Below are 23,824 nucleotides of genomic sequence, written 5' to 3'. Positions count from 1 at the left end.
CCCACTCCGCCCCTCCTCGACCCGCCCCCCGCAAACCCCGCAAAGCCCCGCATTCCCGACCACGGGAGTGCGGGGCTTTCGTATGCCCTGCGGGGCAGCGCCGGCGGCGCGGGCTCCTAGGGCCTGTCGTTTGGATCTCCGTGGGAGAAGGAGCGGGGTCCGGTGCGTGCAACTGCAAGGCGGAGGAGGGAGTCGACGCTGGGGGTCCCTCCCACGCCGCAGGCTGTGGGGGAGTCGGTGACCGACGAGAACGCAGCAGATGTGCGTGCCGGGCGACGCGACGCCGCGGAGATCCAAACGACAGGCCCTAGTCGTCGGCCCGCAGGTGGGAGCGCAGGGCGCGCGGGTCGGAGGTGGGCGCGTCGCAGACGAACCTGCGGCAGACATACGCCGCCGCGCGCCCGGCCCGTGTCGGGCGGCCCCGCAGCAGCGGGAACTCCCCGGCGCCCTCCTCCCCGACGGCCACCACGGCGCCGGGCGCCGCGGCCAGCAGCGCGGTGCGGTGCAGTTCCTCGGTGAGCGGGTCGCCGACCGCGCCGACGACCGCCACCTCGCGCGGCCCGTCGAGCATCGCCTCGGCCACCGCCAGCCCCCACCCGACGAAGCGCGGCGCGCGGGCGGCCAGCGCGCCCACCACCCCGAGCGCGCGCTCCGCGGTCGTACGGTGCCGCTCCGACCCGGTGTGCGCGGCGTACGACAGCAGGGCGCCGGCCGCCGCGTTCCACCCGGAGGGCACCGCGTTGTCCGTGGGGTCCTGCGGGCGGCGGATCAGCGCCTCCGCGTCGTCCGCGGTGTCGTAGAGGGTGCCGTCCGGCGCGGTGAAGCGGGTGAGCACCGTGTCCAGCAGCAGGCCGGCGAAGTCCAGCCAGACGCCCTCGCCGGTGACGGAGGCGAGCGCCAGGAAGCCCTCGGCGACGTCGCCGTAGTCCTCCAGCACGCCCGCGTTGGTGCCCGGGGTGCCGTCGCGGGAGGTGCGCAGCAGCCGCCCGTGCACGTCGAGGTGGACCCGGACCAGCAGGTCGGCGGCGTCGACCGCGGCCTGCACCAGGTCGGGGCGGTCGAAGTAGGCGCCGGTCTCGGCGAGTGCGGCGATGGCCAGGCCGTTCCAGGCGGCGACCACCTTGTCGTCCCGGCCCGGCCGCGGGCGGCGGGCCCGGGCTTCGAGCAGCCGCTCGCGTACGGCGGCCACCCGGTCGGCGTCCACCACGCCGTTGCCCTGCGGCAGGCGCAGCACCGAGGTGCCCTCCTCGAAGTTGCCCTCCTTCGTCACTCCGAAGTAGCCGGCGGCGAACTCCCCGTCGGCCGCGCCGAGTTCCTCCGCCAGTTGGGCGGGCGTCCACACGTAGTAGGCGCCTTCGACGCCGCGGCCGGTGCCGTCGTCGCTGTCGGCGTCCAGTGCGGAGGCGAACCCGCCCTCGGCGGTGCCGAGTTCGGCGACCATGAAGTCCGCGGTCTCCAGGGCGATCCGGCGGGCGAGGTCGGAGCCGGTGGCCCGCCACAGGTGCGCGTACACCCGGGTGAGCAGCGCGTTGTCGTAGAGCATCTTCTCGAAGTGCGGCACCTGCCACGCGCGGTCCACGGCGTACCGGGCGAAGCCGCCCCCGAGTTGGTCGTAGATCCCGCCGCGGGCCATCGCCTCGCAGGTGTCCCGCACCATGCGCAGGGCGCCCTCGGCGCCGGTACGGGCGTGGTGGCGCAGCAGGAACTCCAGCGCCATCGACGGCGGGAACTTCGGGGCACCGCCGAACCCGCCGTGCGTCTCGTCGTACGCCCGGGTCAAACCCACCAGCGCCGCGGTGAGTTCGCCCTCCCCCACGCTGCCGGCCGCGCCGCCGTACGCCCCGGCCCGCTCGGCCAGTTCCCGGACGATCCGGGCGGCCACCTCGCCGACCTCCTCGCGGCGCTCCCGCCACGCGCCGACGACGCCCTCCAGCACCTCCCGGAACCCGGGCAGCCCGCCCCGCGCGCGCGGCGGGAAGTACGTGCCGAAGTAGAACGGCTCCCCGTCGGGGGTGAGGAAGACCGTCATCGGCCACCCGCCCTGCCCGGTCGCCGCCTGCACCGCCTCCATGTACACCGCGTCGACGTCCGGCCGCTCCTCCCGGTCCACCTTGACCGCGACGAAGTGCTCGTTCAGGTACGCGGCGACCGCCTCGTCCTCGAAGGACTCGTGAGCCATCACATGGCACCAGTGGCAACTGCTGTAGCCCACGCTCAACAGCACCGGCACCCCCCGCTTGCGCGCGGCGGCGAAGGCGTCCTCCCCCCACGGCCACCAGTCCACCGGGTTGTCCGCGTGCTGGAGCAGGTAGGGCGACTGCGAGTTGCCCAGTCGGTTCATGCCGCCATCGTCGCACGATCCCCCGCGGGCCGGGCCCAGCCACCCGGCCGCGTCGCCAACGCCCGCAGCCGTTCCGGATCAGGTGTGCCGGCCGTACGGTTCCGTAGGCTGGTGCGCGCAGCGCCGGAACCGCCGAGGCTCCTCGAACGCGTTACCGGTGCTTCGCGCCATGGTCGAACTGCCGCGTGAGGTGGCCGTCCGCGCCCGCGGCCCTACGCACTCGGTTCCGGCGCCGCCTTGGTGTTGCCCGCCGCCTGCACGGCCTCGATCAGGCTCGCCATGCCCTGGTCGAAGCGCTGCTGGTACTTCTTCACCTGGTCGGCGCTCATCCGCCCGGGGCCGAACGTGTGCGCGAAGTCGATCAGGTTGAGCTTCGCGGATGTCGCCGAGGTGCCCTCGGCGGGCTCCTCGTCCACCGCGATGAGCACGCTCGCCGCGATGAAGGCGAGGCCCGAGCTCTTCGCGGCCTCCCGGACGTGCATCAGCTTCTCCACGAGGACGTCGTGGACACTGCCCTCCTCGGCGAAGCCGCCCACGATCTTCTCGGACGCCCGCCCGATCTCGCGTCGGCTCTTCCCCTTGAGGCCCGTGCCGCCGACCGCCCGGTAGCCGCGGCTCGCGGAGCCGGTCACCGCGTCGGCGACCTTCAGCTTCATCTTCTTCTTCCAGGCGTCGGCCTTCGACATGCTGGCGAGCAGTTCCTGCTTGCTTGCGGTGCTTTCGCCCACCTTGATGTCGAGGAGCTTCGGCTTCGTCATGCCGGACGTCAGGTTCGCGATGTAGATGTGGGTCGCGTCGTCGCCCTTCTTACCGTCCTTCTGCTCCACCTGCTCGGCGGTGTACGAAGCGGGTGCCACTCCGTCCAACGCGGGGTGCTTGCCCGCGCGCATGTCGGCGTAGAAGTCCCGCTCCACCTCGTTCGTGGGCTTTCCGATGATGCTGCCGCCGGCACGCCACTCCATCCCGCCGTGCCCGCCGGTCGCCTCTTCCTCCGCACGCTGGACGGTCCGGCTGGGTGCGGCCGCGCGTGCAGCCCGCTGGATCGCCGGAACGCCACCCGCCGACCGGCTGCGCCACCCGCCCGCGGCGAGCTGCGCGACGGCGGCGTTTCCCGCGGCCCCCTGCACCGTCCGCATCATCGCCGCGATGGAACCGGCTGCCTCCTGCGGACGGGCCGCCGTGCTGTCCGGGTGCACCGGGCCGCGCCGGGCGGCGGACTCGTGTCCGATGTCGCGCCGATCTCCGTGCGAGTACAAAGCTGCCCCTTCCAGCGGACCTTCCCGGCCCGGCATGACGACGACACAGCCATGAATATCGGAGTGTCAACAGCTGACGCAATGGGATCGAGCGGTGTCAACGACCCTACTCACGGCGGGAACTGACCGTTGCCCGGTCAGCCCGCACAGCGTGGCCCATCGGCGGCGCCGATGCCCCGGCACGGTCCCCGTCCGCCCCGCTCTCGGGGTGGACGCGCGTCCTCCGGGTGGTCCGCGTACCCGTCGCACGGGGGTCAGGGGTGGGAGGTGAGGCCGACTCCACCGTCGGCTCTGCCGGGGCGGGCCGCATCCGCTGCCACGTCGGGAGAACCCCGGTCCACCGCGGCGCGGAATGCACCGCCGTTGCAGGTACTGCCGGAACCCCCACCCGGCAGCGGCTACCGGGAAGTGAGGACGTGGCGGTCGCGGCTGGCGGCGATGCCGCCGGCGAGTTGCAGGAGCAGCAGCGCACCGAGGACGAGCAGCGGAACGCCCCAGCCGCCGGTGAGCGTGTGGACCAGGCCGATGCCGACCGGGCCGAGGCCCGCGAAGAGGTAGCCGACGCCCTGCGCCATCGTGGAGACGTGGCCGGTGTGCCGCGCGTCCGGGGAGCGCAGCACGATGTACGTCAGGGACAGGCTGATCGCCGCGCCCTGGCCGAGGCCGAGCAGGGTCATCCAGACGTAGGCGCCGGCCACCGGCGCGGTGCCCAGGCCGAGGTAGGCGGCGCCGGTGAGCAGGACGGACAGCAGCACCGGCAGCCAGGTGGGGCGCATCCGCCGGGCCATCCCGGGGACGAGCAGCGCCGCCACGATCCCGGGGAAGGCGGAGTAGGCGATCAGCCAGCCGGCGGTGTGCTGGTCCGTGCCGTGGTCCTGCAACAGCGTCGGGAGCCAGGTCAGGCAGGCGTAGTACGCCAGGCTCTGCGTGCCCATGAGGGTCGTCACCGCGATCGCGACGGGGTCCTTGAACAGGGCCCGGAACGTCGGCTCGCCCCGCTCGGAGGGCACGTCGGCCACCTCCCGCGTGCGCGGGTCGCGCCGCGGCGCGCGGACCATCTGCGGCAGGACCGCGCCGAAGGCGACGACCGCGGGGATCGCCCACACCGCCAGCGCCGCGCGCCAGGACCCGCCGACCGCCGAGGCCAGCGGCGCCGTGAGTCCCGAGGCGAGGGCGGCGCCGACGAACAGGGCCGTCGAGTACAGGCCCATCATCAGCCCGGACTGGCGGGCGAAGTCGCGCTTGACCGCCGCGGGCATGACGACATTGGCGACGGCTATCGCCGCGCCCACCAGGACGGTGCCGGTGAACAGCCCGGCCAGGCTGGGCTGGAGCCGCAGCGCGATGCCCGCGGCCAGCGCGAGCATTGTGAGTCCGAGCAGGCGGTGCATGCCGAAGCGGCGGGTCAGCGCCGGGGTGAGGAACGCGAACGCGCCGAACGCGACGATCGGGATGGTCGTCAGCAGGCTCGCCACGGACGCCGGAAGTCCCAGGTCGTCGCGGATGCTGGACAGGACCGGCCCGATGGAGGCGACCCCGGGGCGGAGGTTCAGGGCGGTCAGCAGCAGGCCGCCGGCCAGCACCGCGGTACGTACGGGGGTGCGCGCCGACCGGTCGCCGGGGTGCTCGGGCCGGGAAGGGCCACCCGTCCCGCCGACCGCGCTCCGGTCGCTCTCACGCGTCTCCACGTTGTCTCCCTCACCTGTCGTGACCAGCGCCTTCTGCCTGGTGGACACCGTCAAGTCAACGCCCTGCCGCCTGGGCCGACCACTGTTAATCTGACGCGTGATGCCCGAAACCCGACACACGTCGACGCGCCCGGAGCAGTACCTCCTGCTCGGGCACGACGAGCGCACCCACGCGCACGCGCACACCCGCGGCCACCTGGTCTACCCGGCCTCGGGAGTGCTCTCGATGGTCACCGAGGCCGGGGCGTGGGTCGCGCCGCCGAACCGGATCGTGTGGATTCCGGCCCGCTTCACGCACGAGCACCGGGCGCACGGCGCGACCGACATGCGCATCGTCTTCCTGGCGCCCCGGCTGGCGGAGCTCCTGCCGCCGCGCCCGGCGGTGCTCGCGATGACGCCGCTGGCCCGGGAGGCCGTCCTCGCGCTGACCGCCGGCGAACCGCGCTCCCAAGCCGCCCGCGCCCGCCTGCGCCGCGTCGTCATCGACGACGTCGTCGCCGCGCCCGAACAGCCCCTGCACCTGCCCGCGCCCCACGACCCCCGCCTCGTGGCCGTGACCGGGCTCGTCCAGCAGGACATGTCCGCGCCCGCCACGCTCGCCGCGCTCGGCCGCATCGTGGGGGCCAGCGAGCGCACCCTCAACCGCCTGTTCAAGAGCGAGACCGGGATGAACTTCGTGCAGTGGCGCACCCAGTTGCGCATCCACCGGGCCCTGCTGCTGCTCACCGACGGGAGGTCCGTCACCCGGACCGCGGCCGCGTGCGGCTGGGCCAACCCCAGCGCCTTCATCGGCGCGTTCACCTCCCTCGTCGGCCAGAGCCCCGGCCGCTACCAGCGCTCGCTGAGCGCCCCGTCCGAGCCCGCACGGGAGGAGAGCCGGACGCCGCGGCGGGGTTGAGGCGGGGCCGGTACGGGAACCTCCTACTACCCGTGGACTGTCGTATGCCACGGGGGCCGGAAGGCAACGGGAGGGCATGTGGCGGATACGCGGAGCGCGTTGCGGGGGGCGGACCGGGCCGAGGTGGAGCGGTTGCTGCGGCGGGCGGCGGCCGGCGCCGCGGGCGACCGGCGCGGGCTGCTGGCGCGCGGCCGCAAGGAGTTGGACACGCTGGCGGCCGCCGCCCCTGCGGAGTACGCCGCCTACCGTACGGCGCTGCGCGAGGGCCGGGCGGCGTCCCATGTGTCGGCGGCGGCGCCGGGCTCGGTCCCGGGGCTCGCCGCGATCACGGCGGCGGTGGCCGCGTTCTGCGTGGACCTCGCGCACGGCCTGTCCGCCGGTGCGGCCGTGACCACCGCGCTGGTCGCCGCGGCCGCCACCTTCGCCGTCGCGGCGCTGCGCACGCTGCGGGCCCACCAGGCGCTGCCGGCCGGTGCCGCGCAGGCCCGGGCCGCTTGGCTGGCGGCCGTGGAGGAACGCGCCATAGGACCGTTCGTACGGCAGGCGCAGGCGCCCCCGGCGGCGAAGGCCGCGGCACCGAAGCGGCCGCAGCCGGCCGCCCCCGCGCCCGTGCCCCCGCCGCCACCGGAGCCGGCCGCCGACCACCGCGCCCCCGCTCCCCCGCCGCCGCGCGCGGCCGAGCGGCCCCCGGTGGCGAAGACCCGGCGCGGCGGGGGCGACCGCAGCGCCGCCGCCCGCACCCGCGCCGTCCTGGAGCAGTCCTTCCAGCAACTCCCCGAGGCCGAGGGCCCGTTCGCGGGCCGCCGGGCCCACCTCGCCCGGATCGCCCAGTGGGTGCACCAGTCCCGTGCCTCGACTGCCGTACGGCCCACGGTCGTTGTCCTGCACGGTCCGGCAGGCGGCGGCCGCACTTCCCTGGCGGTGCGCGCGGCACGGGAGTTGAGGGACCAGTTCAAGGGCGCGTGCGTGGTGGACCTGCGCGGCGCGGGGCCCAGCCCGCTGCCGGTCCGGGACGCGCTGCTGCACCTGCTCAACCGGCTCGGCGCGCCCCGCGACCAGTTGCTGTTCCGGGAGCGGCCCGAGCGGCAGGACCACGGCCAGCACCTGACCCGCCTCGCCGAGCAGTACCAGCAGCACCTGACCGGTGTCCCGGTGGTGATCGTGCTGGACGACGCGACCGACGCCGAGCAGGTCCGGCCGCTGGTGCCCGAGCGCTCCGAGAGCCTGGTGCTGGTCACCGCCGCGGAACCGTTCGACCCCGACGTGCCGGGCGCGGTCGTCCACCACCTGCCCGTGGGCCCGCTGGACCTCGACGACACCTTCGAACTGCTCGGCGAGATCGCCGACGCGGCCGGCACGGACACCGCGCCGCCCGAACAGGCCGAGCGGCTGCGCGCGTTGACCGCCGGGCTGCCCATCGCCCTGCGGATCGCCGGCTCCGGGCTCGCCGCACACGGCGGCGCGGCCCGACTGGCCGACGACATCGAGGTGTTCGGGCCGCGCGACCCGGTCGACCGGGTGCTCGCCCTGCGCTACCACGACCAGCCCGAGCCGGGCCGCCGCCTGCTGCGCCGCCTCGCGCTCGCCGGGCGGGCCAGCTTCGGGGCGGCCGCCGCGGCGGCGCTGCTGGCCACCGACGAGCAGGAGGCCGGCCGCCGCCTGGCCGAACTCGCCGCCGCCGGACTGCTGGAGAACGTCCGCGGCAGCCGCTACCGGCCGCACGACCTGGTCCGGGCGTTCGCCGCCGAGCGGCTGCTCGACGAGGAGGACCCGGTCGAGCGCGCCGCCGCCCACGAGCGGCTGATCCGCTCCTACGCCGACCTCGCCGACACCGTGATCCGGCTGGTCGAAGGGAAGACGTCGACCCGCGCCGGGCGGTTCGGCCCGCACGGCTTCGCCTCCCTCGACCTCGCGCTGCGCTGGCTGGACGAGGAGTCGTCGTTCATCACCGCCGCGCTGCGCGACACCGCGGGGGTGGACCAGGCCGCCGTGCAGGCGCTGCTGGGCGCGCTGTGCGACTACTGCCTGCTGCGCGGCGACCTGTACCGGCTCGGCGAGATCAGCGAGATGGCCCAGGCGCAGCAGGCGGCCGGCGGCCGCTCGGGCCCCGAGGGCGACCGCTCGGTGCTGGTGCGGTCGGTGCAGTGGCGCACCGGCATCGCGGCCCGGCAGTTGGGCGAGCTGGACCGTTCGAAGTCGACCCTCAGTGCCGTGGTGGACCTGTACTTCGAGGCGGAGCACCCGGCCGGCGCCGCCCGCGCCCTGGACAGCCTCGGCATCACCCTGCACCACCAGGGCAACCTGAAGGAGGCCGAGCTGCGGCTGCGCGAGGCGGTCGACATCCAGGGCGCGCCGGGCCTGGAGGAGGACCGGGCCTGGACGCTGCACGCGCTGGGCGCGGTGCTGCGCGATCGGGACGAGGTCGCCCAGGCCCTCGCGCTGCTGGAGGAGTCGCTGGCGCTGCACCGGGAGAACGAGAGCGTGCAGGGCGAGGCGTGGGCGCACCTCCAACTCGGGCAGGTGCAGTTGCGGCTGGGCCGGCTGGACGAGGGCGAGGAGGAGCTGCGCGCGGCCGGGCGGTGCTACGCGCTGGCCCGCGACCCGCGCGGCACCGCGTGGACGCTCACCCAACTGGCCCGCGCGCGGCTGATGCGCGGCCAGGCCCGGGAGGCCGCCCACGACCTGGACGAGGCGGTGCAGCGGCACCGGGCGACGGAGGACGCCCGCGGCGAGGCGTGGACGCTGTACTACCTCGGGCACGCGCTGGAGGAAAGCGGCGACACCGACGCGGCGCTGCGCACCCTGGAGCGGGCGCGCAGCATGTTCTCCCGGATGCGGGACGTCTACGGGCTGGCCTGCGCCCGGCACCACTCGGCGCGGGTGACCCGCGACCAGCGGGCGGCCCGGACCGGGAACCTGCGCAACAGCGGCTTCGCCCGGCAGCTGCTCCAGGACGCGCGGCAGGACTTCCGGCGGATCGGGGTGGCGCACGGCGAGGCGTGGTCGTGCGTGGAGCTGGCGGTGATCGACGCGGGCAACGGGCGGCTGCTGGAGGCGCTGTCGCTGCTGGACGAGGCGGGCGGGCTGTTCGCCGGGCTCGGCGACCGGCGCGGCCACGACTGGGCGGTGTTCCTGCGGGCCACGGTGCTGCCGCTGCTGGCCCCGGACCCGGCCGGGCCGGACGGCGCGGCCCGCGCGGACGAGGAGCTGCGGGCGCTGCTCGCCGCGTCCTTCCCCGAGCGCGACCCGGACCTGGCGGAGTACGCGGAGGCGTATCGGCTCCTGCTGGCGCGCGGCTCGATCGTCCCCGGGTCGCCCTGGAACGCGTGGGAGCTGGGCATGACCCCGACGAGGTCCGCCCGCATGGTCATGGCGGTGCCCACGTAGGGGCGGCGGACACCGGCCCGGTGGGGTGCCGGCCGGTGGCGTACCGGCTGCCGGCGTACTGGATGACGCCCTAGTCGCGGGCCGCCGGGATGGTGGGCTTGGACTCCGGGGCCGGCTGCTCCTCGAAGTCGATCTTCTTCATCTGCTTGTTCATGTTCTTCATGAGCGCCCACAGGCCGACGGCGATCACCGCGAAGACCACGAATCCGAGCAGCCCCGGGGTCACCTTGTTCTTGTCGAGCTCCTGGGCGAGCGGGACGAGCGGGTGGAGGGCGTGGTAGTCAGTCACGCCCTCCATTGTTGCTCAGACCGGAAAGCTCCCCGCAGTCAGGCCCCGCGAACGCCCGCGAACAGGTCGTCCTCGGGGAGGGAGACGTCCACCCGGGAGCGGGCGAGTTCGTAGTCCTCGGTGGGCCAGACCTCGCGCTGGACGTCCATCGGCACCCGGAACCAGCCGCCGTCGGGGTCGATCTGGGTGGCGTGGGCGAGCAGCGCCTTGTCCCGGATCTCGAAGAACTCGCCGCACGGCACGTGCGTGGTGAGGTTCCGCTCGGGCCGGTCGGACTGCTCGAACCGCTTGATCCAGTCCTCGTAGGGCGACTCCAGGCCGCGGGCGAGCAGCGCCTCGTGCAGGGCGAGGGTGCGGGCCTTGTTGAAGCCCTGGTTGTAGTAGAGCTTCAGCGGGGTCCACGGCTCGCCCGCCTCCGGATAGCGCTCGGGGTCCCCCGCCGCCTCGAACGCCGCCATCGAGATCTTGTGGGTCATGATGTGGTCGGGGTGCGGATAGCCGCCGTTCTCGTCGTAGGTGGTGATGACGTGCGGCCGGAACTCGCGGATGAGCTTCACCAGCGTGCCGGCGGCGGTGTCGACGTCCACCAGGCCGAAGCAGCCCTCGGGCAGCGGCGGCAGCGGGTCGCCCTCGGGCAGCCCGGAGTCCACGTAGCCCAGCCACGCCTGCTTGACGCCGAGGATCTGCCGGGCCTCGTCCATCTCCTTGGCCCGGACCTCGTGGATGTGCTCCTCGACGTAGGGGTCGCCCTGGAGCTTGGGGTTGAGGACGGAGCCGCGCTCGCCGCCGGTGCACGTCGCCACCAGCACGTCGACCCCCTCGGACACGTACTTGGCCATCGTGGCGGCGCCCTTGCTCGACTCGTCGTCGGGGTGGGCGTGCACGGCCATCAGTCGAAGCTGATCGGTCAAGGCTGGCTTCCTTATGTCTCCGGTCATCACAACAGTCTCGATCCCCTCCGAAACAACGGCCGGGGGCACCTCCTATAGTGACGGGAGACGGGGGCGATTAATTCCGCGGTCCCCGACGGGAGGACGATCATGACGGCCGTGCAGCCGGGTCCGGCACCGTCGCTGCCCGAGGGGCGGTACGGCGGCGGCGCAGACGCCGACGCACGCAAGGACCGGGCGCTGCGCAGGGCCGCGGTCGTGCTGGGCGTGCTGCTGGCCGCGGCTGTCGGCTACTTCGGCTGGCACTCCCTCCAGGAGAGCCGGATCAGCGCGCAGGTCGTGTCCTTCCAGGCGGTGTCCGCGCACTCCCTCCAGATCCACCTGGAGGTCCACAAGGGCGCCGGGACGACCGTGGTGTGCACCGTCCGCTCCCAGGACGACGACCACAACGAGGTCGGCCGCAAGGACGTGCGGATCAGCGAGCACGCCAAGGACGTCGACACGATCGTGACGTTGCGCACCACCGCGACCGGCAGCACCGGCGAACTGGTCGGCTGCCAGTCGGCGAAGAACAGCTGATCCGGGTCCGGCCGGTGGCCGGGCTCAGTGGGTCAGCGCGTTCGCGCCCACGATGACCAGGCCGATCACCACGTCCACGATGCCGACCCGGCAGGACGGCGCCCAGCGCTGCCCGGCCGCGCGGGCCGCCCACAGGCCCCAGCCGAAGAGCGTCGCGGTGTTGACCAGCAGCACCACGCCGACGCCGCCGCTCTCGCTCCACCACCCGGCCGACGCGCCGAGCAGCGCGACCAGTGTCGGGGCGACGGCGGCGACCAGCGGCCACTCGTCCAGCATCGACCGGAGCGTCTCCACGGTGGGCCGCCGCCCGCCCGCGGTCCAGTGGGCGATGGTGTGCGCGTAGCCGTGGGCGGCGGCCGCGGTGAGCGCGGCCACCAGAATCCACAGCGCGTCGTAGCGGGGGTCGGGCTGCCCGGTGTCCTGGTCCAGGGCGGAGGCGAGCGAGCTGGCCAGCACCGTGCCGTAGACCCCGCCGAACAGCAGGCGCTGCCGCGGCACGCCGAGGGGCGCGTACGGTGCGTGCTGGTGCGGGTCGTCCGGCATGGCGCCCCTTTCGACGCGGTGGCGGCGCGGTCGGCACCGGGGGGTGTTCCGCCGCACACGATGTAACCGCATATGGGGCAGCCTCGCCGGTCAGGAATTGTTAGGCTCGTGGTTTCGTCCCGGCGCCGGGTGGCAATGCACTTGTGCACCGGGAGGGGACACGCACCAGAACACCGCATGACCGTATCGACGAGGAGCACCAGTGACCCAGACCAGCGACAACGTCACCTGGCTCACCCAGGCGGCGTACGACCAGCTCAAGGCCGAGCTGGAGCACCTGTCTGGTCCGGCCCGCGCCGAGATCGTCGCCAAGATCGAGGAAGCTCGTCAGGAAGGCGATCTCAAGGAGAACGCCGGCTACCACGCGGCGCGTGAGGACCAGGGCAAGCTGGAGCTGCGCATCCGGCAGCTCAACCAGATCCTGGAGACCGCGAAGGTCGGCGAGGCGCCGGCCGACGACGGCGTGGTGGCGCCCGGCATGGTGGTGACCATCGCCTTCGACGGCGACCCGGACGACACCCTGACCTTCCTGCTCGGCTCGCGCGAGGGTGTCAGCAGCGACCTCGAGACGTACTCGCCGCAGTCCCCGCTCGGCCGCGGTGTGACCGGCAAGCGCAAGGGCGAGGACGCCACGTACGAACTGCCGAACGGCAAGACGGCAGCGGTGAAGGTCCTCGACGTGAAGCCCTACCAGGGCTGACCCCCTCCTCCTCCCCCCACCCGCCCCCGCAGCAGCCCCGCCCGTCCCCCGACGGCCGGGGCTGCGCTGCGTGGGCCGCCTCGGAGCCGCCTCGGGACATCGCCACTCGGGAAGAGTTGCGAATATTTCGAATACTGCGGATACTTCGAATATCAGGAGAAGGGGCACTCACATGGCCGCAGCAACAGAAGGCCGCAAGATCGCGCCGGGCACGGTCGACGCCGAAAGCGCGCAGCGAGCCCTCCGCAGGATTCGCGACTACCTCGCACACGACACCGACGTGACCACCGACGTCACCATCCTCGGCGAGCACGGCGATGACGACCCGCTCGTCCTGCCGCGTGCCACCGTCGAGATGTTCGCCACGATGCTTGCCGCGCTCGCCAACGGCCAGGGCGTTCAGCTCATGCCGGTCAACGCCATGCTGACCACCCAGCAGGCAGCGGACATGCTGAACGTCTCCCGGCCCTACCTGGTCGGGCTCCTCGAGAGCGGCAAGATCCCGTTCGGACTCGTCGGCCGGCACCGCCGGGTGAAGTTCAACGACGTCATGGAGTACAAGCGCAGGGACGACCGGGAACGGAAGGACGCCGCCGACTCCCTCACCAGTCTCGACGAGGAGCTGGGGCTCCTCTGAGATGGCCTTCACCGTCCTGTACGACTCGAACGTGCTCTACCCGAACACCGTCAGGGATCTGCTCATCCGCCTCGCTCGGCACGGCATCGTCCAGGCGAAGTGGACGGAGCAGATCCTGGACGAGGTGCAGGAGGCCCTGCGGCGCAACAACGTCGGCGACGACGCCAAGCGCGCAGAGCTCCGGCGCCGCATGAACGCAGCCGTCCGCGACTGCCTGGTGACCGGTTACGAGTCGCTGACCGAGGGCCTCAAGCTGCCCGACCCGGACGATCGGCATGTCCTTGCTGCCGCCGTCAAGTCCGGCGCACAGGTCATCGTGACCAACAACCGCAAGCACTTCCCGCCCGACTGCCTTGCCGAGTGGGGCATCGAGTCGAAGACGGCCGACGACTTCGTCATGGACCTGATCGACTTGGACGACCGGGTCATCTACGGCTGTGTCATGGAGATAGCGAACAGCCGCACACGGACGCCCGTCACGTTCGACGACGTCCTGGACCAGTTGGAGAGGTCTCAGCTGATCGGCGCCGTGAGCATGCTCCGTACGGGCTCCGGCCCGAGCACCTGACGGCGGCTGCGTCGACGGCCCGACCCAGGGCCCGCACCGCCCGGTCGGCTGTCCGTCGCTTTGCCGAACAGCCGACCGGGCACGTCGCACACGCGAACGCGGCTAGGCGGTGGCGGAGCGGTATTTGCGGACGGCGAGGGTGCGGAAGACCGCGACGATCAGGACGGACCAGGCCAGTGAGGCCCATACCGGGTGCTGCATCGGCCAGGCCGTGGAGTGGACGACGCCCGGGTTGCCGAAGAGGGTGCGGGAGGCCTGGACGGTGGCGCTGAAGGGGTTCCACTCCGCGACGTGCCGCAGCCAGGGCGTCATGTTCTGCGGGGAGACGAACGCGTTCGAGACGAACGTCACCGGGAAGAGCCAGACCAGGCCGCCGGAGGTGGCCGCCTCCGGGGTGCGCACCGTCAGGCCGATCAGCGCGCCGATCCAGGAGAAGGCGTAGCCGAGCAGCAGCAGGAGCGCGAAGGCGCCGAACATCTTCGGCAGGCCGTTGTGGATGCGCCAGCCGACGAGCAGCCCGACGCAGGCGAGCACCACGACGGTCAGCGCGGTCTGCACCAGGTCGGCGAGGGTACGGCCGGTGAGCACCGCGCCGCGGGACATCGGCAGCGAGCGGAACCGGTCGATCAGGCCCTTGTGCATGTCGTCGGCGATGCCCGCGCCGGCGCCGGCGGTGGCGAACGTCACGGTCTGCGCGAAGATCCCGGCCATCAGGAAGTTGCGGTAGTCCGAGGCGCTGAACGACCCGCCGACGTTGACCGACCCGCCGAAGACGTAGCTGAAGAGCACCACGAACATGATCGGCTGGAAGAGGCCGAAGATCACGACCTCGGGGATGCGCATCATCCGCAGCAGGTTGCGCTTGGCGACGACCAGGGAGTCGTGCAGCGAGCCGAGCGCGCCGCCGCGCGGGGTCGGCGCGAGGGTGGTCCGCGGGCTGTCCGGGGTGCCGGTGGCGACGCTCATTTCACGGTCTCCTTCGAGGATGCGGAGTCCGGGCCGCCGTCGCCGTCCCGCGCGGCCCGCGCCTCGGACTCCTCGGCGGTGTGCCCGGTCAGCGAGATGAACACGTCGTCGAGGGTGGGGCGGCGCAGCCCGATGTCGTCGATCTCGATGCTCTCGGCGTCCAGTTCGCGGATCACCTCGGCGAGCAGCTTGGCGCCGCCGGTGACCGGCACGGTCACCTTGCGGGTGTGCCGGTCGACGCTGACGGCGTCCTGGCCGCCCCGGCCGTACCGGACCAGTACGGCCACGGTGTCCTCGATCCGGCTGTGGTCGTGGGCGACGACCTCGATCCGCTCGCCGCCGGTCTGCGCCTTGAGCTGGTCGGCGGTGCCGCGGGCGATCACCACGCCGTGGTCGATGACGCAGATGTCGTGGGCGAGGTGGTCGGCCTCCTCCAGGTACTGCGTGGTGAGCAGCAGCGTGGTGCCGCCGGCGACCAGTTCCTGGATGACCTCCCACAGCTGCTGCCGGTTGCGCGGGTCCAGTCCGGTGGTGGGCTCGTCCATGAACATCACCGGCGGGCTGACCACGAGGGCCGCGGCCAGGTCCAGCCGGCGCCGCATGCCGCCGGAGTAGGTCTTGGAGACGCGGTTGGCGGCGTCGGCGAGGTGGAACCGCTCCAGCAGCTCGTCGGCGCGGGCCCGGGCCCGCTTGGCGCCGAGCTGGTAGAGCTGCGCGACCATCTGGAGGTTCTCCCGGCCGGTCAGGTACTCGTCGACGGCCGCGAACTGGCCGGACAGCCCGATGTGCCGGCGGACCTCGTTGGGGTGCTTGAGTACGTCGATGCCCGCGACGACGGCTCTGCCGCTGTCCGGGCGGAGCAGGGTGGTCAGGACGCGGACGGCGGTGGTCTTGCCCGCCCCGTTGGGGCCGAGCAGGCCGAGGACGGTGCCCTCCGGCACGTCGAGATCCACTCCCCCCAGTGCCCTGACGTCCCCGAAGGTCTTCACCAGACCCTCGGCGTAGATGGCGCCGGCCATGTCTTCGCTCCCGTCGGTTGTCCGTGTGTACACGTCCGCGGGGGGTTGTCCCGGGGTACGCGCGGTCAAAACGCCCGGCGGCCGTGCGCGCGGCCGGGTCCCGCTTCCCCGTTCGACCGGTGCGCCGACCGAAACTCATCGGCGGCCGGCACCCTCGCGATAGTTCGCGACTATGGCAGACGCGATATATCGCGTCAACTGTTTTCGCCGCCGGCCCCGGGAACGTCGGGCCGATCGGACCAGGCGAGCGGGTGAGCGAGTGAGCGGTCAGGCCAGGACGGCCCAGGTCAAGCCACGCCAGGTCAGGTCAGGTCAGGCCAGGACGGGTCAGCCGATCACCGTGTAGCCCGCGTCCTCCAGCACCGCCGCCACCGCCGCGCGGTGCTCGGGCCCCTTCGTCTCCAGATGCACCTCGACCTCCGCCTCGGTGAGCCCGAGCCGCGGGTCGGTGCGCATGTGGCTGATGTCCAGCACGTTGGCGTCCGCCTGCGACAGCGTCGCCAGCAGCCCGGCCAGCGCGCCCGGCCGGTCGGTGAGCCGCAGCCGCAGCGACAGGTAGCGGCCGGCCGCCGACATGCCGTGCCGCAGGATGCGCTGCATCAGCAGCGGGTCGACGTTCCCACCGGACAGCACCGCCACCACCGGCCCCTCGAACGACCGCGGCGCCGCCAGCAGCGCCGCCACCGAACTGGCCCCGGCCGGCTCCACCACGAGCTTCGCCCGCTCCAGGCACAGCAGCAGCGCGGAGGACAGCGCGTCCTCCGAGACCGTCACCACGTCGTCGACCAGCTCGCTGACCACCGCGAACGGCACGTCGCCGGGCCGGCCGACCATGATGCCGTCGGCCATGGTGGCCACCGAGCCCAGCGCCACCGGGCGGCCGGCCGCGAGCGAGGGCGGGTACGCCGCCGCGCCCGCCGCCTGCACCCCGACGACCCGCACGTCCGGCCGCAGCGCCTTGACCGCGACCGCCATCCCCGCCACCAGCCCGCCGCCGCCCACCCCGACCAGCACCGTGCGCACCTCGGGGCACTGCTCCAGCACCTCCAGGCCCACCGTGCCCTGCCCGGCGATGATGTCCGGGTGGTCGAAGGGGTGGATGAAGACCGCGCCGGTGGACTCCGCGTACGCGATCGCCGCCCGCAGCGTCTCGTCCACCACGGCGCCCTCCAGCCGGACCTCGGCGCCGTACTCGCGGGTCGCGGCGACCTTCGGCAGCGGGGCGCCCACCGGCATGAACACGGTGGAGCGCACCCCCAGCAGGGAGGCGGCGAGCGCGACGCCCTGCGCGTGGTTGCCGGCGCTGGCGGCCACCACGCCGGCCGCGCGCTCCTCGGGGCGCAGCCCGGCGATCCGCACGTAGGCGCCGCGGATCTTGAACGAGCCGGTGCGCTGGAGGTTCTCGCACTTCAGGTACACCGGCGCGCCGACCAGATCCGACAGGTGGCGGGAGCTCTCCATGGCGGTGACCCGCGCGACCCCGGCGAGCATCTTGTGCGCTCCGCGCACGTCGTCCAAGGTGACCGGCTGGAACCGCGTGTTGTCCATGGGGCACAGTGTCGCAGTCCGGCCGGGCGATCACGGGCAGGCGTTCACCCGCGAAGTCGCACATGCGGCCGCGAGGCTCCCGATGGCCTCCGGGGCCGCGTACTCTTCTCCCAACTTCCCGCCGTTCCGGCGCCGTACGCCCGTCTGCCCGCCGCGACCGCAATCCGCGCCGGCGCGCATCCACCGAACCGACAGAACGCGAGCTTGAAGGTCATGTCCAACCCTCCGGAGACCTCGACCGAACTCCTCGAGAGCCTCCAGCACCAGGTCGCCCTCTTCGCCCGCCGCGCCGAGCAGACCCGGCTCGGCGGGATCGGCGGGGCCCGCAACTCCATGGACCGCGCCGCCTACCTCCTGCTCAACCGGCTCGACCACGAGGGCCCGATGGGCGTCAAGGCGCTCGCCGAGGCGATGGGGATCGACTCCTCGACGGTGACCCGCCAGGTCGCGCCGCTGGTGGACACCGGCCTGGTCAAGCGCACCTCGCACCCCGAGGACGGGCGGGCGGTGGTGCTCGCGCTGTCCCCGCGCGGCCGCGCCCGGCTGGGCGAAGTACGGGACTCACGACGGCAGTTGATGGCGAAGGTCACCGAGGACTGGTCGGAGCAGGAGCGCGAGCTGTTCACCGAGCTGCTCGGCCGGTTCAACATCGCGCTCGCCGACTGGCACGCCGGCCTCACCCAGCGCGACCCGGAACGCGCCGACCGGTAGCGGACGGGCGGCGTCCGGCAGCGGACAGGCGACGGCCCGGCAGCGGACGGGCGGCGGTCCCGGCGGCAGTACCGCAACGGCCCGGCGGCAATCCCGGCAGCGAGCCCGGTCGCGGGTATTGACCGCGTGGCCGCCCGTGCCGTCCCATGTCCGCGTGGGCACCCCAGGGGGTCGGCGCCGGGCGGCCGCGGAGGCCCGCAGGGACGCCGAGTTCGCCGATTTCGTCGCCGGCGCGGGCGGGCGGCTGCTGCACTCCGCGCTGCTGCTGACCGGTGATCCGGCCGCGGCCGACCGGCTGCTGACCGGCGCGCTCGCCCGGCTCTACGCCCACTGGCCGGAGCCGGCCGGCGACGACCCCTACGACCGCGCCCGCGCGGAGCTGTTCGTACGGTACGGCTACCGGCCGTGGCGGCGCCCGCACGGCGGCCCGCTGGACGGCCTGACGGTGCGTCAACGGCTCGTCGTCACCATGCGGTACTTCGAGGGGATCGGGGAGGAGCAGACCGCGGCGATGCTCGGGATGGCGTGCGAACGGGTCGCCCTGATCGCGGCGCGCGGCAGCGCGCGGCTGCGCAGCCGGCGGTGAGCCCCGCCGGCGGGCCGCCGCCGAACCGCCGCGAAGCGGAGGTGCGGCGGCTCCTCGACACCCCGCACCCCCCGCTCCCGCCGGACCTCGCCGAGCGTGCGGCCCGCAGGGGCCGCGCCCTGCTGCGGCGCCGCCGCACGCTCCGCCGCGCCCTCTGCGCCGCCCTGCTGCTCACCGCCGCCCTGGCCGCGGCCCTCCTCCTGACCTGAGCCCGGGGGCCGAACGCGTCAGCCGAGGGCCTGGCGGAGGTCCTCCACGAGGTCGTCGGCCGCTTCGATGCCCACCGAGATCCGTACGAGGTCGGCCGGGACCTCCAGCGCCGAGCCGGCGGCCGACGCGTGGGTCATCCGGCCCGGGTGCTCGATGAGGGACTCCACGCCGCCGAGCGACTCCCCGAGGGTGAACAGCCGCGCCCGGTCGCAGACGGCGACGGCCGCCTCCTCGCCGCCGGCCACCTGGAAGGACACCATCCCGCCGAAGTGGCGCATCTGCTTGGCCGCGACCTCGTGCCCGGGGTGCGAGGAGAGCCCGGGGTAGTGCACCCGGGTCACCTTCGGGTGGCCTTGGAGCATCTCCGCGATCCGCCCGGCGTTCTCGCAGTGCCGGTCCATGCGCACCGCGAGCGTCTTGATCCCGCGCATCACCAGCCACGCGTCGAACGGCCCGGCCACCGCGCCCATCGCGTTCTGGTGGTACGCCAGTTCCTCGCCGAGCGCGGCGTCGGAGGTGACCAGCGCGCCGCCGACCACGTCGGAGTGGCCGCCCATGTACTTCGTCATGGAGTGCACCACCACGTCCGCGCCCAGCGCCAGCGGCTGCTGGAGGTAGGGGCTGGCGAAGGTGTTGTCGACCACCAGCCGCACCCCGGCCTGCCGGGCCACCCCGGCCAGCGCGGCGATGTCGGTGATGCCGAGCATCGGGTTGGAGGGCGTCTCCACCCAGATCAGCTTCGTCTCGGGGCGTACGGCGGCCCGCACGGCCTGCACGTCGGAGGTGTCGGCGACCGACCAGAGCACGCCCCACCGCTCGGCGACCTTCGCGAAGAGCCGGAAGGTGCCGCCGTAGGCGTCGTCGGGGATGACCACGTGGTCGCCGGGGGTGAGCACCGTACGCAGCAGGCAGTCCTCCGCGGCCAGGCCGGAGGCGAACGCCAGGCCGCGGCGGCCGCCTTCGAGGGCCGCGAGGTTCTCCTCGAGCGCGGTCCGGGTCGGGTTCGCCGACCGGCTGTACTCGTAGCCGCCGCGCAGGCCGCCGACGCCGTCCTGCTTGTACGTCGACACCTGGTAGATCGGCGTGACCACCGCACCGGTCTGCGCGTCGGCCGGCTGGCCGGCGTGGATCGCCAGGGTCTCGAAGTGCTGGTGGGCACGCGGGGGGTGAGGGCTATCGTTCATGCGCCGAGCGTAGCCGCCGTACGGTCCCGTCCGCTGACCGCCGCCGCGGGCCGAACCGTACGGGCGCGCGGGCGTTCAGACCCGCGCGGCGCCGCGGGCGGGCACGTGCGGGACTGCCGCGGCCGGGTCGTACCCGGCGAAGACCAGCCCGATCACCAGGCCCGCCGCCTCCTCCAACTGCCGGGCCCGGCGCAGCGGTCCGACCACCGCCGCGGTCCCGCCCGCGTCGCCCGCGAGGACGGCGACCGTCCGCAGCGCGGCCTCGTCGTCACCCGCGACGGGTACGGTGACCGGTCCGCCCGCCGCCGACCACCGCGCGGCGGGCAGGAGGTGGAACGCCTTGACCACGCGGGCGCCCGGTGCGAGGTCCGCGATGTGCTCGGCGGCGGCGCGGCCGTCGGTCAGCAGGTGCTCGCCGACGCCGTGGTCCACCGCGTTGACCGGGTCGACCAGCACCGTGCCGGCGAGCGCGCCGCGGTCGGCGCCCGCCGCGCGCAGGATGTCGGGCACCCCGGCCCAGGAGACGGCGAGCAGCACCGCGTCCCGCCCGGCGGCCGCCTCCGCGGCGGTGGCGGCCGCGCGGGCCGTCGCGCCGCCGTCCGTACGGCCGTCGCCGCCGCCCATCGCCGCCGCGGCGGCCGCGGCCCGCTCCGCCGAGCGGCCGCCGACCAGCACCTCGTGCCCGGCCCGTACCCACGCCGTGCCCAGGGACGTCGCCAGGGCGCCGGTGCCGAGAATTCCGATCCTCATGGTGTGCTCCCGAAGTGTCGGGCGGCGCCCTGCCGGTCGCAGCCGCCGCGGGAGCGCCACCGTAGGAGAACCGATACGCACCGGACGGTAGGAAACACGTGCGGGAGGATGGGGGCATGGCAGCGACGACGGGAACGGACGGCGGCGGACCGGGGCGGGGCGCGGGGCAGGCGGACGCCCTGCGCGGGCGGACGCTCGTGGACTGCCGGCTGCGCGCGGCCACCGAGCTGCTCGCGCACACCTGGGACCCGGTGATCCTGGCGGGGCTGAGCGCGGGGCCGCTGCGGCGGGCCGGGCTGCGGGCGCTGGGCGGGGGGATCAGCGACAAGGTGCTCACCGAGTCGCTGCGCCGCCTGCTCGCCAACGGGCTGGTCGAGCGCCGCGCCTACCGCGCCGCGCCGCCCCGGGTCGACTACGGGCTCACGCCGCTGGGCGCCAGCCTGGTGGAGGGCCCGCTCCGGGCGATGGGCGACTGGACCCGGGAGCACGGCGAGGAACTGCTCGAGGCCCAGGAGCGGGCCGCCGGGCAGGACCTGACCGGCTGACCGGCGGCCCGCCGGCCCGGCTGACCGCCCGTGCCCAAGGCAGCAGGGCACGGGCGGGGCTCAGGAGCGGCGGGGCTCACTTCTTGGCGGACTCCCGCACCGTCAGGGTGCCCTTGCGGATGGTGGCCAGGCGGGGGGCGCGCTTGGCGATGGTGGAGTCGTGGGTGACGAGGATGAAGGTCAGCCCGCGGTCGCGCCACAGCCCTTCGAGCAGCCCCATGATGTCGTCGCGGGTGCTCTCGTCGAGGTTGCCGGTCGGCTCGTCGGCGAGCAGCACCTTGGGCTCCTTGACCAGGGCCCGGGCTATCGCGACGCGCTGCTGCTGGCCGCCGGACAGTTCGGACGGCAGGTGGGTCAGGCGCTCGCCGAGGCCCACGGACTCCAGGGCGGCCGCGGCGCGGGTGCGGCGCTCGGCGGGCTTGACGCCCATCGGCACCAGCGCGGTCTCCACGTTCTCCTGCGCGGTGAGCGTGGGGATGAGGTTGAAGCTCTGGAAGATGAAGCCGATGTTCTCCGAGCGGACCTTGGTCAGCCGCGCCTCGCTGAGCTTGGCCAGGTCGGTGCCGTCGAGTTCGACGGCCCCGGTGGTGGGGCGGTCGAGTCCGCCGAGCATCTGGAGCAGGGTGGACTTGCCGCCGCCGGTGGGGCCTTGGATGACGACCTGGTCGCCGTCGGCGATGGTGAGGTCGATACCGCGCAGGGCGTCGACGGTCGTCTTGCCCCGGCGGTACTGCTTGGTCACGCCGTTGAGCTGGTACATGGCTGGACTCCTGGGAGCGGAAGGGAAGGTGGGCGGCCGGGGTGGACGGCCCTGGCCGGCCGCCGCCCGCCCAGGGGAGGTGCGGGCGGCGGCCGGACCGGCGGCGGCTACTCGACGCGGCGCAGCGCGTCGGCCGGGCGCAGCCGCGAGGCGCGCCAGCCGCCGAAGGCACCGGCGATCAGTCCGCCGCCGATGGCCAGGCCGACGGCCAGCACGATGGTGCCGGCGCTGACCGGCGCGCTCAGCGCGATGTCGAGCGTCTTGGACGCGGCCTGCCGGGCACCGCCGCCGAAGCCGCCGCCCCCGCCGGGGCCGCCCGTGCCGCCGCCGGTGGAGGCGGTGGAGCCGAGCTGGGCGCTGAGCGTGGGGCTGATCTCGGTGACGGCGAACGCGCCGGCCAGGCCCAGCGCGATCCCGAGCACACCGCCGATCAGGCCGTTGACCAGGGCCTCGCCCATGACCTGGCGGGTGACGCGGCCGCTCTTCCAGCCGAGCGCCTTGAGCGTGCCGAACTCGCGCACCCGGCGGCTGACCGCCGAGGAGGTGAGCAGGCCGGCGACGAGGAACGCGGCGATCAGCACCGCGATGGACAGCCACTTGCCGACGTTGGAGGCGAGCGAGGAGGCCGTGGACAGCGAACCGGAGACCGTGGAGGCCAGGTCGGCGGAGGTGGTGACGGTGGTGCCGGAGATGTTCTTCTGGATCTCGGACTTCACCGTGGAGATCTGCTTGGAGTCCGACGCCTTGACGTAGATCGTGGTGATCTTGTTCGCCGAGGAGGCGAGGGTCTGCGCCTGCTTCAGCGGCAGGTAGAGGTTGGCCGCGGAGTCACCGCTGTCGGCGGTGGCGATGCCGATCACCTTGTACTTGGTGCTCTTGACGGTGACGGTGGAGCCGACCTTGAGCTTGTTCTGCTTGGCGTAGGCGGAGTCGGCGACCATCACCTTGGCGTTGCTGTCGGCGGAGGTGAAGGTGGTGCCGGAGGTGATCTTGGAGGAGGAGAGCGGGCCGAGCGCCAGGTTCGACACGTCCACGCCGTACATCGTGCAGCTGTTGGCGTCGAACTGCGCGCCGCCGCCCCTGACCTGGCCCTGCGGGGTGCTGCTGCCGGAGCCGCCGGGGAAGCCGCCGCCCCCGCCGGAGCTGCTGGAGCCGCTGGTCTTGTTCTGCTGGAACTGGCCGGGCGTGAAGGTGCCGTCGATCTTCAGCACCTGGAGGTTGAGGCCGCCGACCGCGCTGGCGACGTTCTTCTGCTTGCCGACGCTGGTGACGACCGAGGAGGCCAGGGTCTGGAAGCCCTGCACGGTGACCCGGTCGCTGCTCTGGGACGAGCCGTCGCTCTTGGCGTCGAAGTCGAACTTCGGGCGGGTGGTGGAGCCCGAGCCGGAGGCGGGCGCGGCCTTGGTCACCGTCATGTCGGTGCCCAGGCCGTAGAGCGACTTGAGGACCTTGCCCTGGGCCTGGTCCATGCCGGACGAGACCGAGTCGACCGTGATGACGAGGCCGATGCCGAGCGCGAGGCCCAGCGCGACCACGAGCGCCGCCTTGCGCCGGCGACGCAGCTCGCGCCGGAGATACGTGAAGAACATCCGATTCCTCGTGTTGGCAGGGATAGGCAGGGGAACCGCACCAGGACAGGTGCGAGGAGCAGGGGGTGGACGCGAGGAGGGCGAAGCGTCCACCCCCTGCTCCCACTGCGGCGCAACGGTAGGAATCGGTGGTGAGGGCGCCGTGAGGCGAATGTGAGGGGGAGTTGAGAAATGCCACGC

At 73.6% G+C, this 23,824-nt stretch carries 23 protein-coding genes; 10 read left to right on the top strand and 13 right to left on the bottom strand.

Annotation, left to right across the window (positions count from 1 at the left end):
• Positions 1-307: 307 nt before the first annotated feature.
• The 3 genes from AC3ERT_RS04430 to AC3ERT_RS04420 form a co-directional block, all read right to left on the bottom strand.
• The gene (locus AC3ERT_RS04430) at positions 308-2,341 is read right to left on the bottom strand and encodes a thioredoxin domain-containing protein (protein WP_435172749.1); all 2,034 of its coding nucleotides are present in this window, start codon (positions 2,339-2,341) and stop codon (positions 308-310) included.
• 212 nt (positions 2,342-2,553) lie between these two features.
• Complete coding sequence (locus AC3ERT_RS04425; RefSeq protein WP_435172748.1) at positions 2,554-3,597, bottom strand: inositol polyphosphate kinase family protein; 1,044 nt, start codon at positions 3,595-3,597, stop codon at positions 2,554-2,556.
• 398 nt (positions 3,598-3,995) lie between these two features.
• A complete protein-coding gene (locus tag AC3ERT_RS04420) occupies positions 3,996-5,285 on the bottom strand; it encodes a CynX/NimT family MFS transporter (RefSeq protein WP_435172746.1) in 1,290 nt (429 codons plus the stop codon).
• A gap of 100 nt (positions 5,286-5,385) precedes the next feature.
• Here AC3ERT_RS04420 and AC3ERT_RS04415 point away from each other — a divergent pair, with 100 nt between their 5' ends.
• Positions 5,386-6,183, top strand: coding sequence for an AraC family transcriptional regulator (locus AC3ERT_RS04415; RefSeq protein WP_435172744.1), 798 nt, complete (start codon positions 5,386-5,388; stop codon positions 6,181-6,183).
• A 78-nt stretch (positions 6,184-6,261) separates the two neighbouring features.
• Positions 6,262-9,570: a tetratricopeptide repeat protein gene (locus AC3ERT_RS04410; RefSeq protein ID WP_435172743.1), complete on the top strand. Its 3,309-nt coding sequence runs from the start codon at positions 6,262-6,264 to the stop codon at positions 9,568-9,570.
• 70 nt (positions 9,571-9,640) lie between these two features.
• Here AC3ERT_RS04410 and AC3ERT_RS04405 read toward each other — a convergent pair whose 3' ends face one another.
• The gene (locus tag AC3ERT_RS04405; RefSeq protein ID WP_435172741.1) at positions 9,641-9,868 is read right to left on the bottom strand and encodes a hypothetical protein; all 228 of its coding nucleotides are present in this window, start codon (positions 9,866-9,868) and stop codon (positions 9,641-9,643) included.
• Positions 9,869-9,897: 29 nt separating this feature from the next.
• Entirely contained in the window at positions 9,898-10,770 is an 873-nt protein-coding gene (gene mca / locus AC3ERT_RS04400) for a mycothiol conjugate amidase Mca (RefSeq protein WP_335981656.1), read from the bottom strand.
• A 129-nt stretch (positions 10,771-10,899) separates the two neighbouring features.
• On the opposite strand from mca, the gene AC3ERT_RS04395 reads away from it, so the two are divergent.
• Positions 10,900-11,328: a DUF4307 domain-containing protein gene (locus AC3ERT_RS04395; RefSeq protein ID WP_335981658.1), complete on the top strand. Its 429-nt coding sequence runs from the start codon at positions 10,900-10,902 to the stop codon at positions 11,326-11,328.
• Positions 11,329-11,352: 24 nt separating this feature from the next.
• Here AC3ERT_RS04395 and AC3ERT_RS04390 read toward each other — a convergent pair whose 3' ends face one another.
• On the bottom strand, positions 11,353-11,871 hold the full coding sequence (locus tag AC3ERT_RS04390; RefSeq protein WP_435124774.1) for a hypothetical protein: 519 nt from the start codon (positions 11,869-11,871) through the stop codon (positions 11,353-11,355).
• 202 nt (positions 11,872-12,073) lie between these two features.
• On the opposite strand from AC3ERT_RS04390, the gene greA reads away from it, so the two are divergent.
• The 3 genes from greA to AC3ERT_RS04375 all read left to right on the top strand — a co-directional run bounded on the left by greA (position 12,074) and on the right by AC3ERT_RS04375 (position 13,776).
• A complete protein-coding gene (gene greA / locus AC3ERT_RS04385) occupies positions 12,074-12,571 on the top strand; it encodes a transcription elongation factor GreA (protein ID WP_335981662.1) in 498 nt (165 codons plus the stop codon).
• Positions 12,572-12,743: 172 nt separating this feature from the next.
• Positions 12,744-13,208, top strand: coding sequence for a helix-turn-helix domain-containing protein (locus AC3ERT_RS04380; RefSeq protein WP_335981664.1), 465 nt, complete (start codon positions 12,744-12,746; stop codon positions 13,206-13,208).
• 1 nt (position 13,209) lies between these two features.
• Positions 13,210-13,776, top strand: coding sequence for a PIN domain-containing protein (locus tag AC3ERT_RS04375; protein ID WP_335981666.1), 567 nt, complete (start codon positions 13,210-13,212; stop codon positions 13,774-13,776).
• A gap of 102 nt (positions 13,777-13,878) precedes the next feature.
• Here AC3ERT_RS04375 and AC3ERT_RS04370 read toward each other — a convergent pair whose 3' ends face one another.
• From AC3ERT_RS04370 to ilvA, 3 genes are all read right to left on the bottom strand, one after another.
• Positions 13,879-14,742, bottom strand: coding sequence for an ABC transporter permease (locus AC3ERT_RS04370; protein ID WP_435172738.1), 864 nt, complete (start codon positions 14,740-14,742; stop codon positions 13,879-13,881).
• Entirely contained in the window at positions 14,739-15,761 is a 1,023-nt protein-coding gene (locus AC3ERT_RS04365; RefSeq protein ID WP_335981670.1) for an ATP-binding cassette domain-containing protein, read from the bottom strand. The genes AC3ERT_RS04370 and AC3ERT_RS04365 overlap by 4 nt, the downstream gene beginning before the upstream one ends.
• Positions 15,762-16,088: 327 nt before the next feature.
• Positions 16,089-17,309: a threonine ammonia-lyase gene (ilvA, locus tag AC3ERT_RS04360; RefSeq protein WP_335981672.1), complete on the bottom strand. Its 1,221-nt coding sequence runs from the start codon at positions 17,307-17,309 to the stop codon at positions 16,089-16,091.
• 213 nt (positions 17,310-17,522) lie between these two features.
• Here ilvA and AC3ERT_RS04355 point away from each other — a divergent pair, with 213 nt between their 5' ends.
• The 3 genes from AC3ERT_RS04355 (at position 17,523) to AC3ERT_RS04345 (ending at position 18,815) form a co-directional block, all read left to right on the top strand.
• Positions 17,523-18,020 carry a MarR family winged helix-turn-helix transcriptional regulator gene (locus AC3ERT_RS04355; protein ID WP_335981674.1) on the top strand — a complete coding sequence of 166 codons (498 nt, stop codon included), beginning with the start codon at positions 17,523-17,525 and terminating at the stop codon, positions 18,018-18,020.
• Positions 18,021-18,174: 154 nt separating this feature from the next.
• Entirely contained in the window at positions 18,175-18,606 is a 432-nt protein-coding gene (locus AC3ERT_RS04350; protein ID WP_335981677.1) for a sigma factor-like helix-turn-helix DNA-binding protein, read from the top strand.
• Positions 18,603-18,815 (top strand): hypothetical protein, encoded by a 213-nt coding sequence (locus AC3ERT_RS04345; protein ID WP_435124782.1) that lies wholly within the window; start codon positions 18,603-18,605, stop codon positions 18,813-18,815. Before AC3ERT_RS04350 ends, AC3ERT_RS04345 begins: the two co-directional genes overlap by 4 nt.
• A gap of 18 nt (positions 18,816-18,833) precedes the next feature.
• Here AC3ERT_RS04345 and AC3ERT_RS04340 read toward each other — a convergent pair whose 3' ends face one another.
• Both AC3ERT_RS04340 and AC3ERT_RS04335 read right to left on the bottom strand, forming a co-directional pair.
• Positions 18,834-20,000: a cystathionine gamma-synthase gene (locus tag AC3ERT_RS04340; protein ID WP_435172736.1), complete on the bottom strand. Its 1,167-nt coding sequence runs from the start codon at positions 19,998-20,000 to the stop codon at positions 18,834-18,836.
• Between the two features lie 75 nt (positions 20,001-20,075).
• Positions 20,076-20,750: an NADPH-dependent F420 reductase gene (locus AC3ERT_RS04335; protein ID WP_435172735.1), complete on the bottom strand. Its 675-nt coding sequence runs from the start codon at positions 20,748-20,750 to the stop codon at positions 20,076-20,078.
• Between the two features lie 116 nt (positions 20,751-20,866).
• On the opposite strand from AC3ERT_RS04335, the gene AC3ERT_RS04330 reads away from it, so the two are divergent.
• Positions 20,867-21,295, top strand: a complete 429-nt coding sequence (locus AC3ERT_RS04330) for a winged helix-turn-helix transcriptional regulator (RefSeq protein ID WP_335981684.1) — start codon at positions 20,867-20,869, stop codon at positions 21,293-21,295.
• 76 nt (positions 21,296-21,371) lie between these two features.
• On the opposite strand, the gene AC3ERT_RS04325 is transcribed toward AC3ERT_RS04330, so the two are convergent.
• Positions 21,372-22,055, bottom strand: coding sequence for an ABC transporter ATP-binding protein (locus tag AC3ERT_RS04325; protein ID WP_335981686.1), 684 nt, complete (start codon positions 22,053-22,055; stop codon positions 21,372-21,374).
• Between the two features lie 107 nt (positions 22,056-22,162).
• The gene (locus AC3ERT_RS04320; protein WP_435172733.1) at positions 22,163-23,644 is read right to left on the bottom strand and encodes an ABC transporter permease; all 1,482 of its coding nucleotides are present in this window, start codon (positions 23,642-23,644) and stop codon (positions 22,163-22,165) included.
• Positions 23,645-23,824: the final 180 nt, after the last annotated feature.

It is taken from the genome of Actinacidiphila sp. bgisy145 (assembly GCF_057708125.1).
The sequence above is the reverse complement of the archived record's forward strand: the minus strand, read 5'-3'. Positions and strand labels throughout refer to the sequence as shown.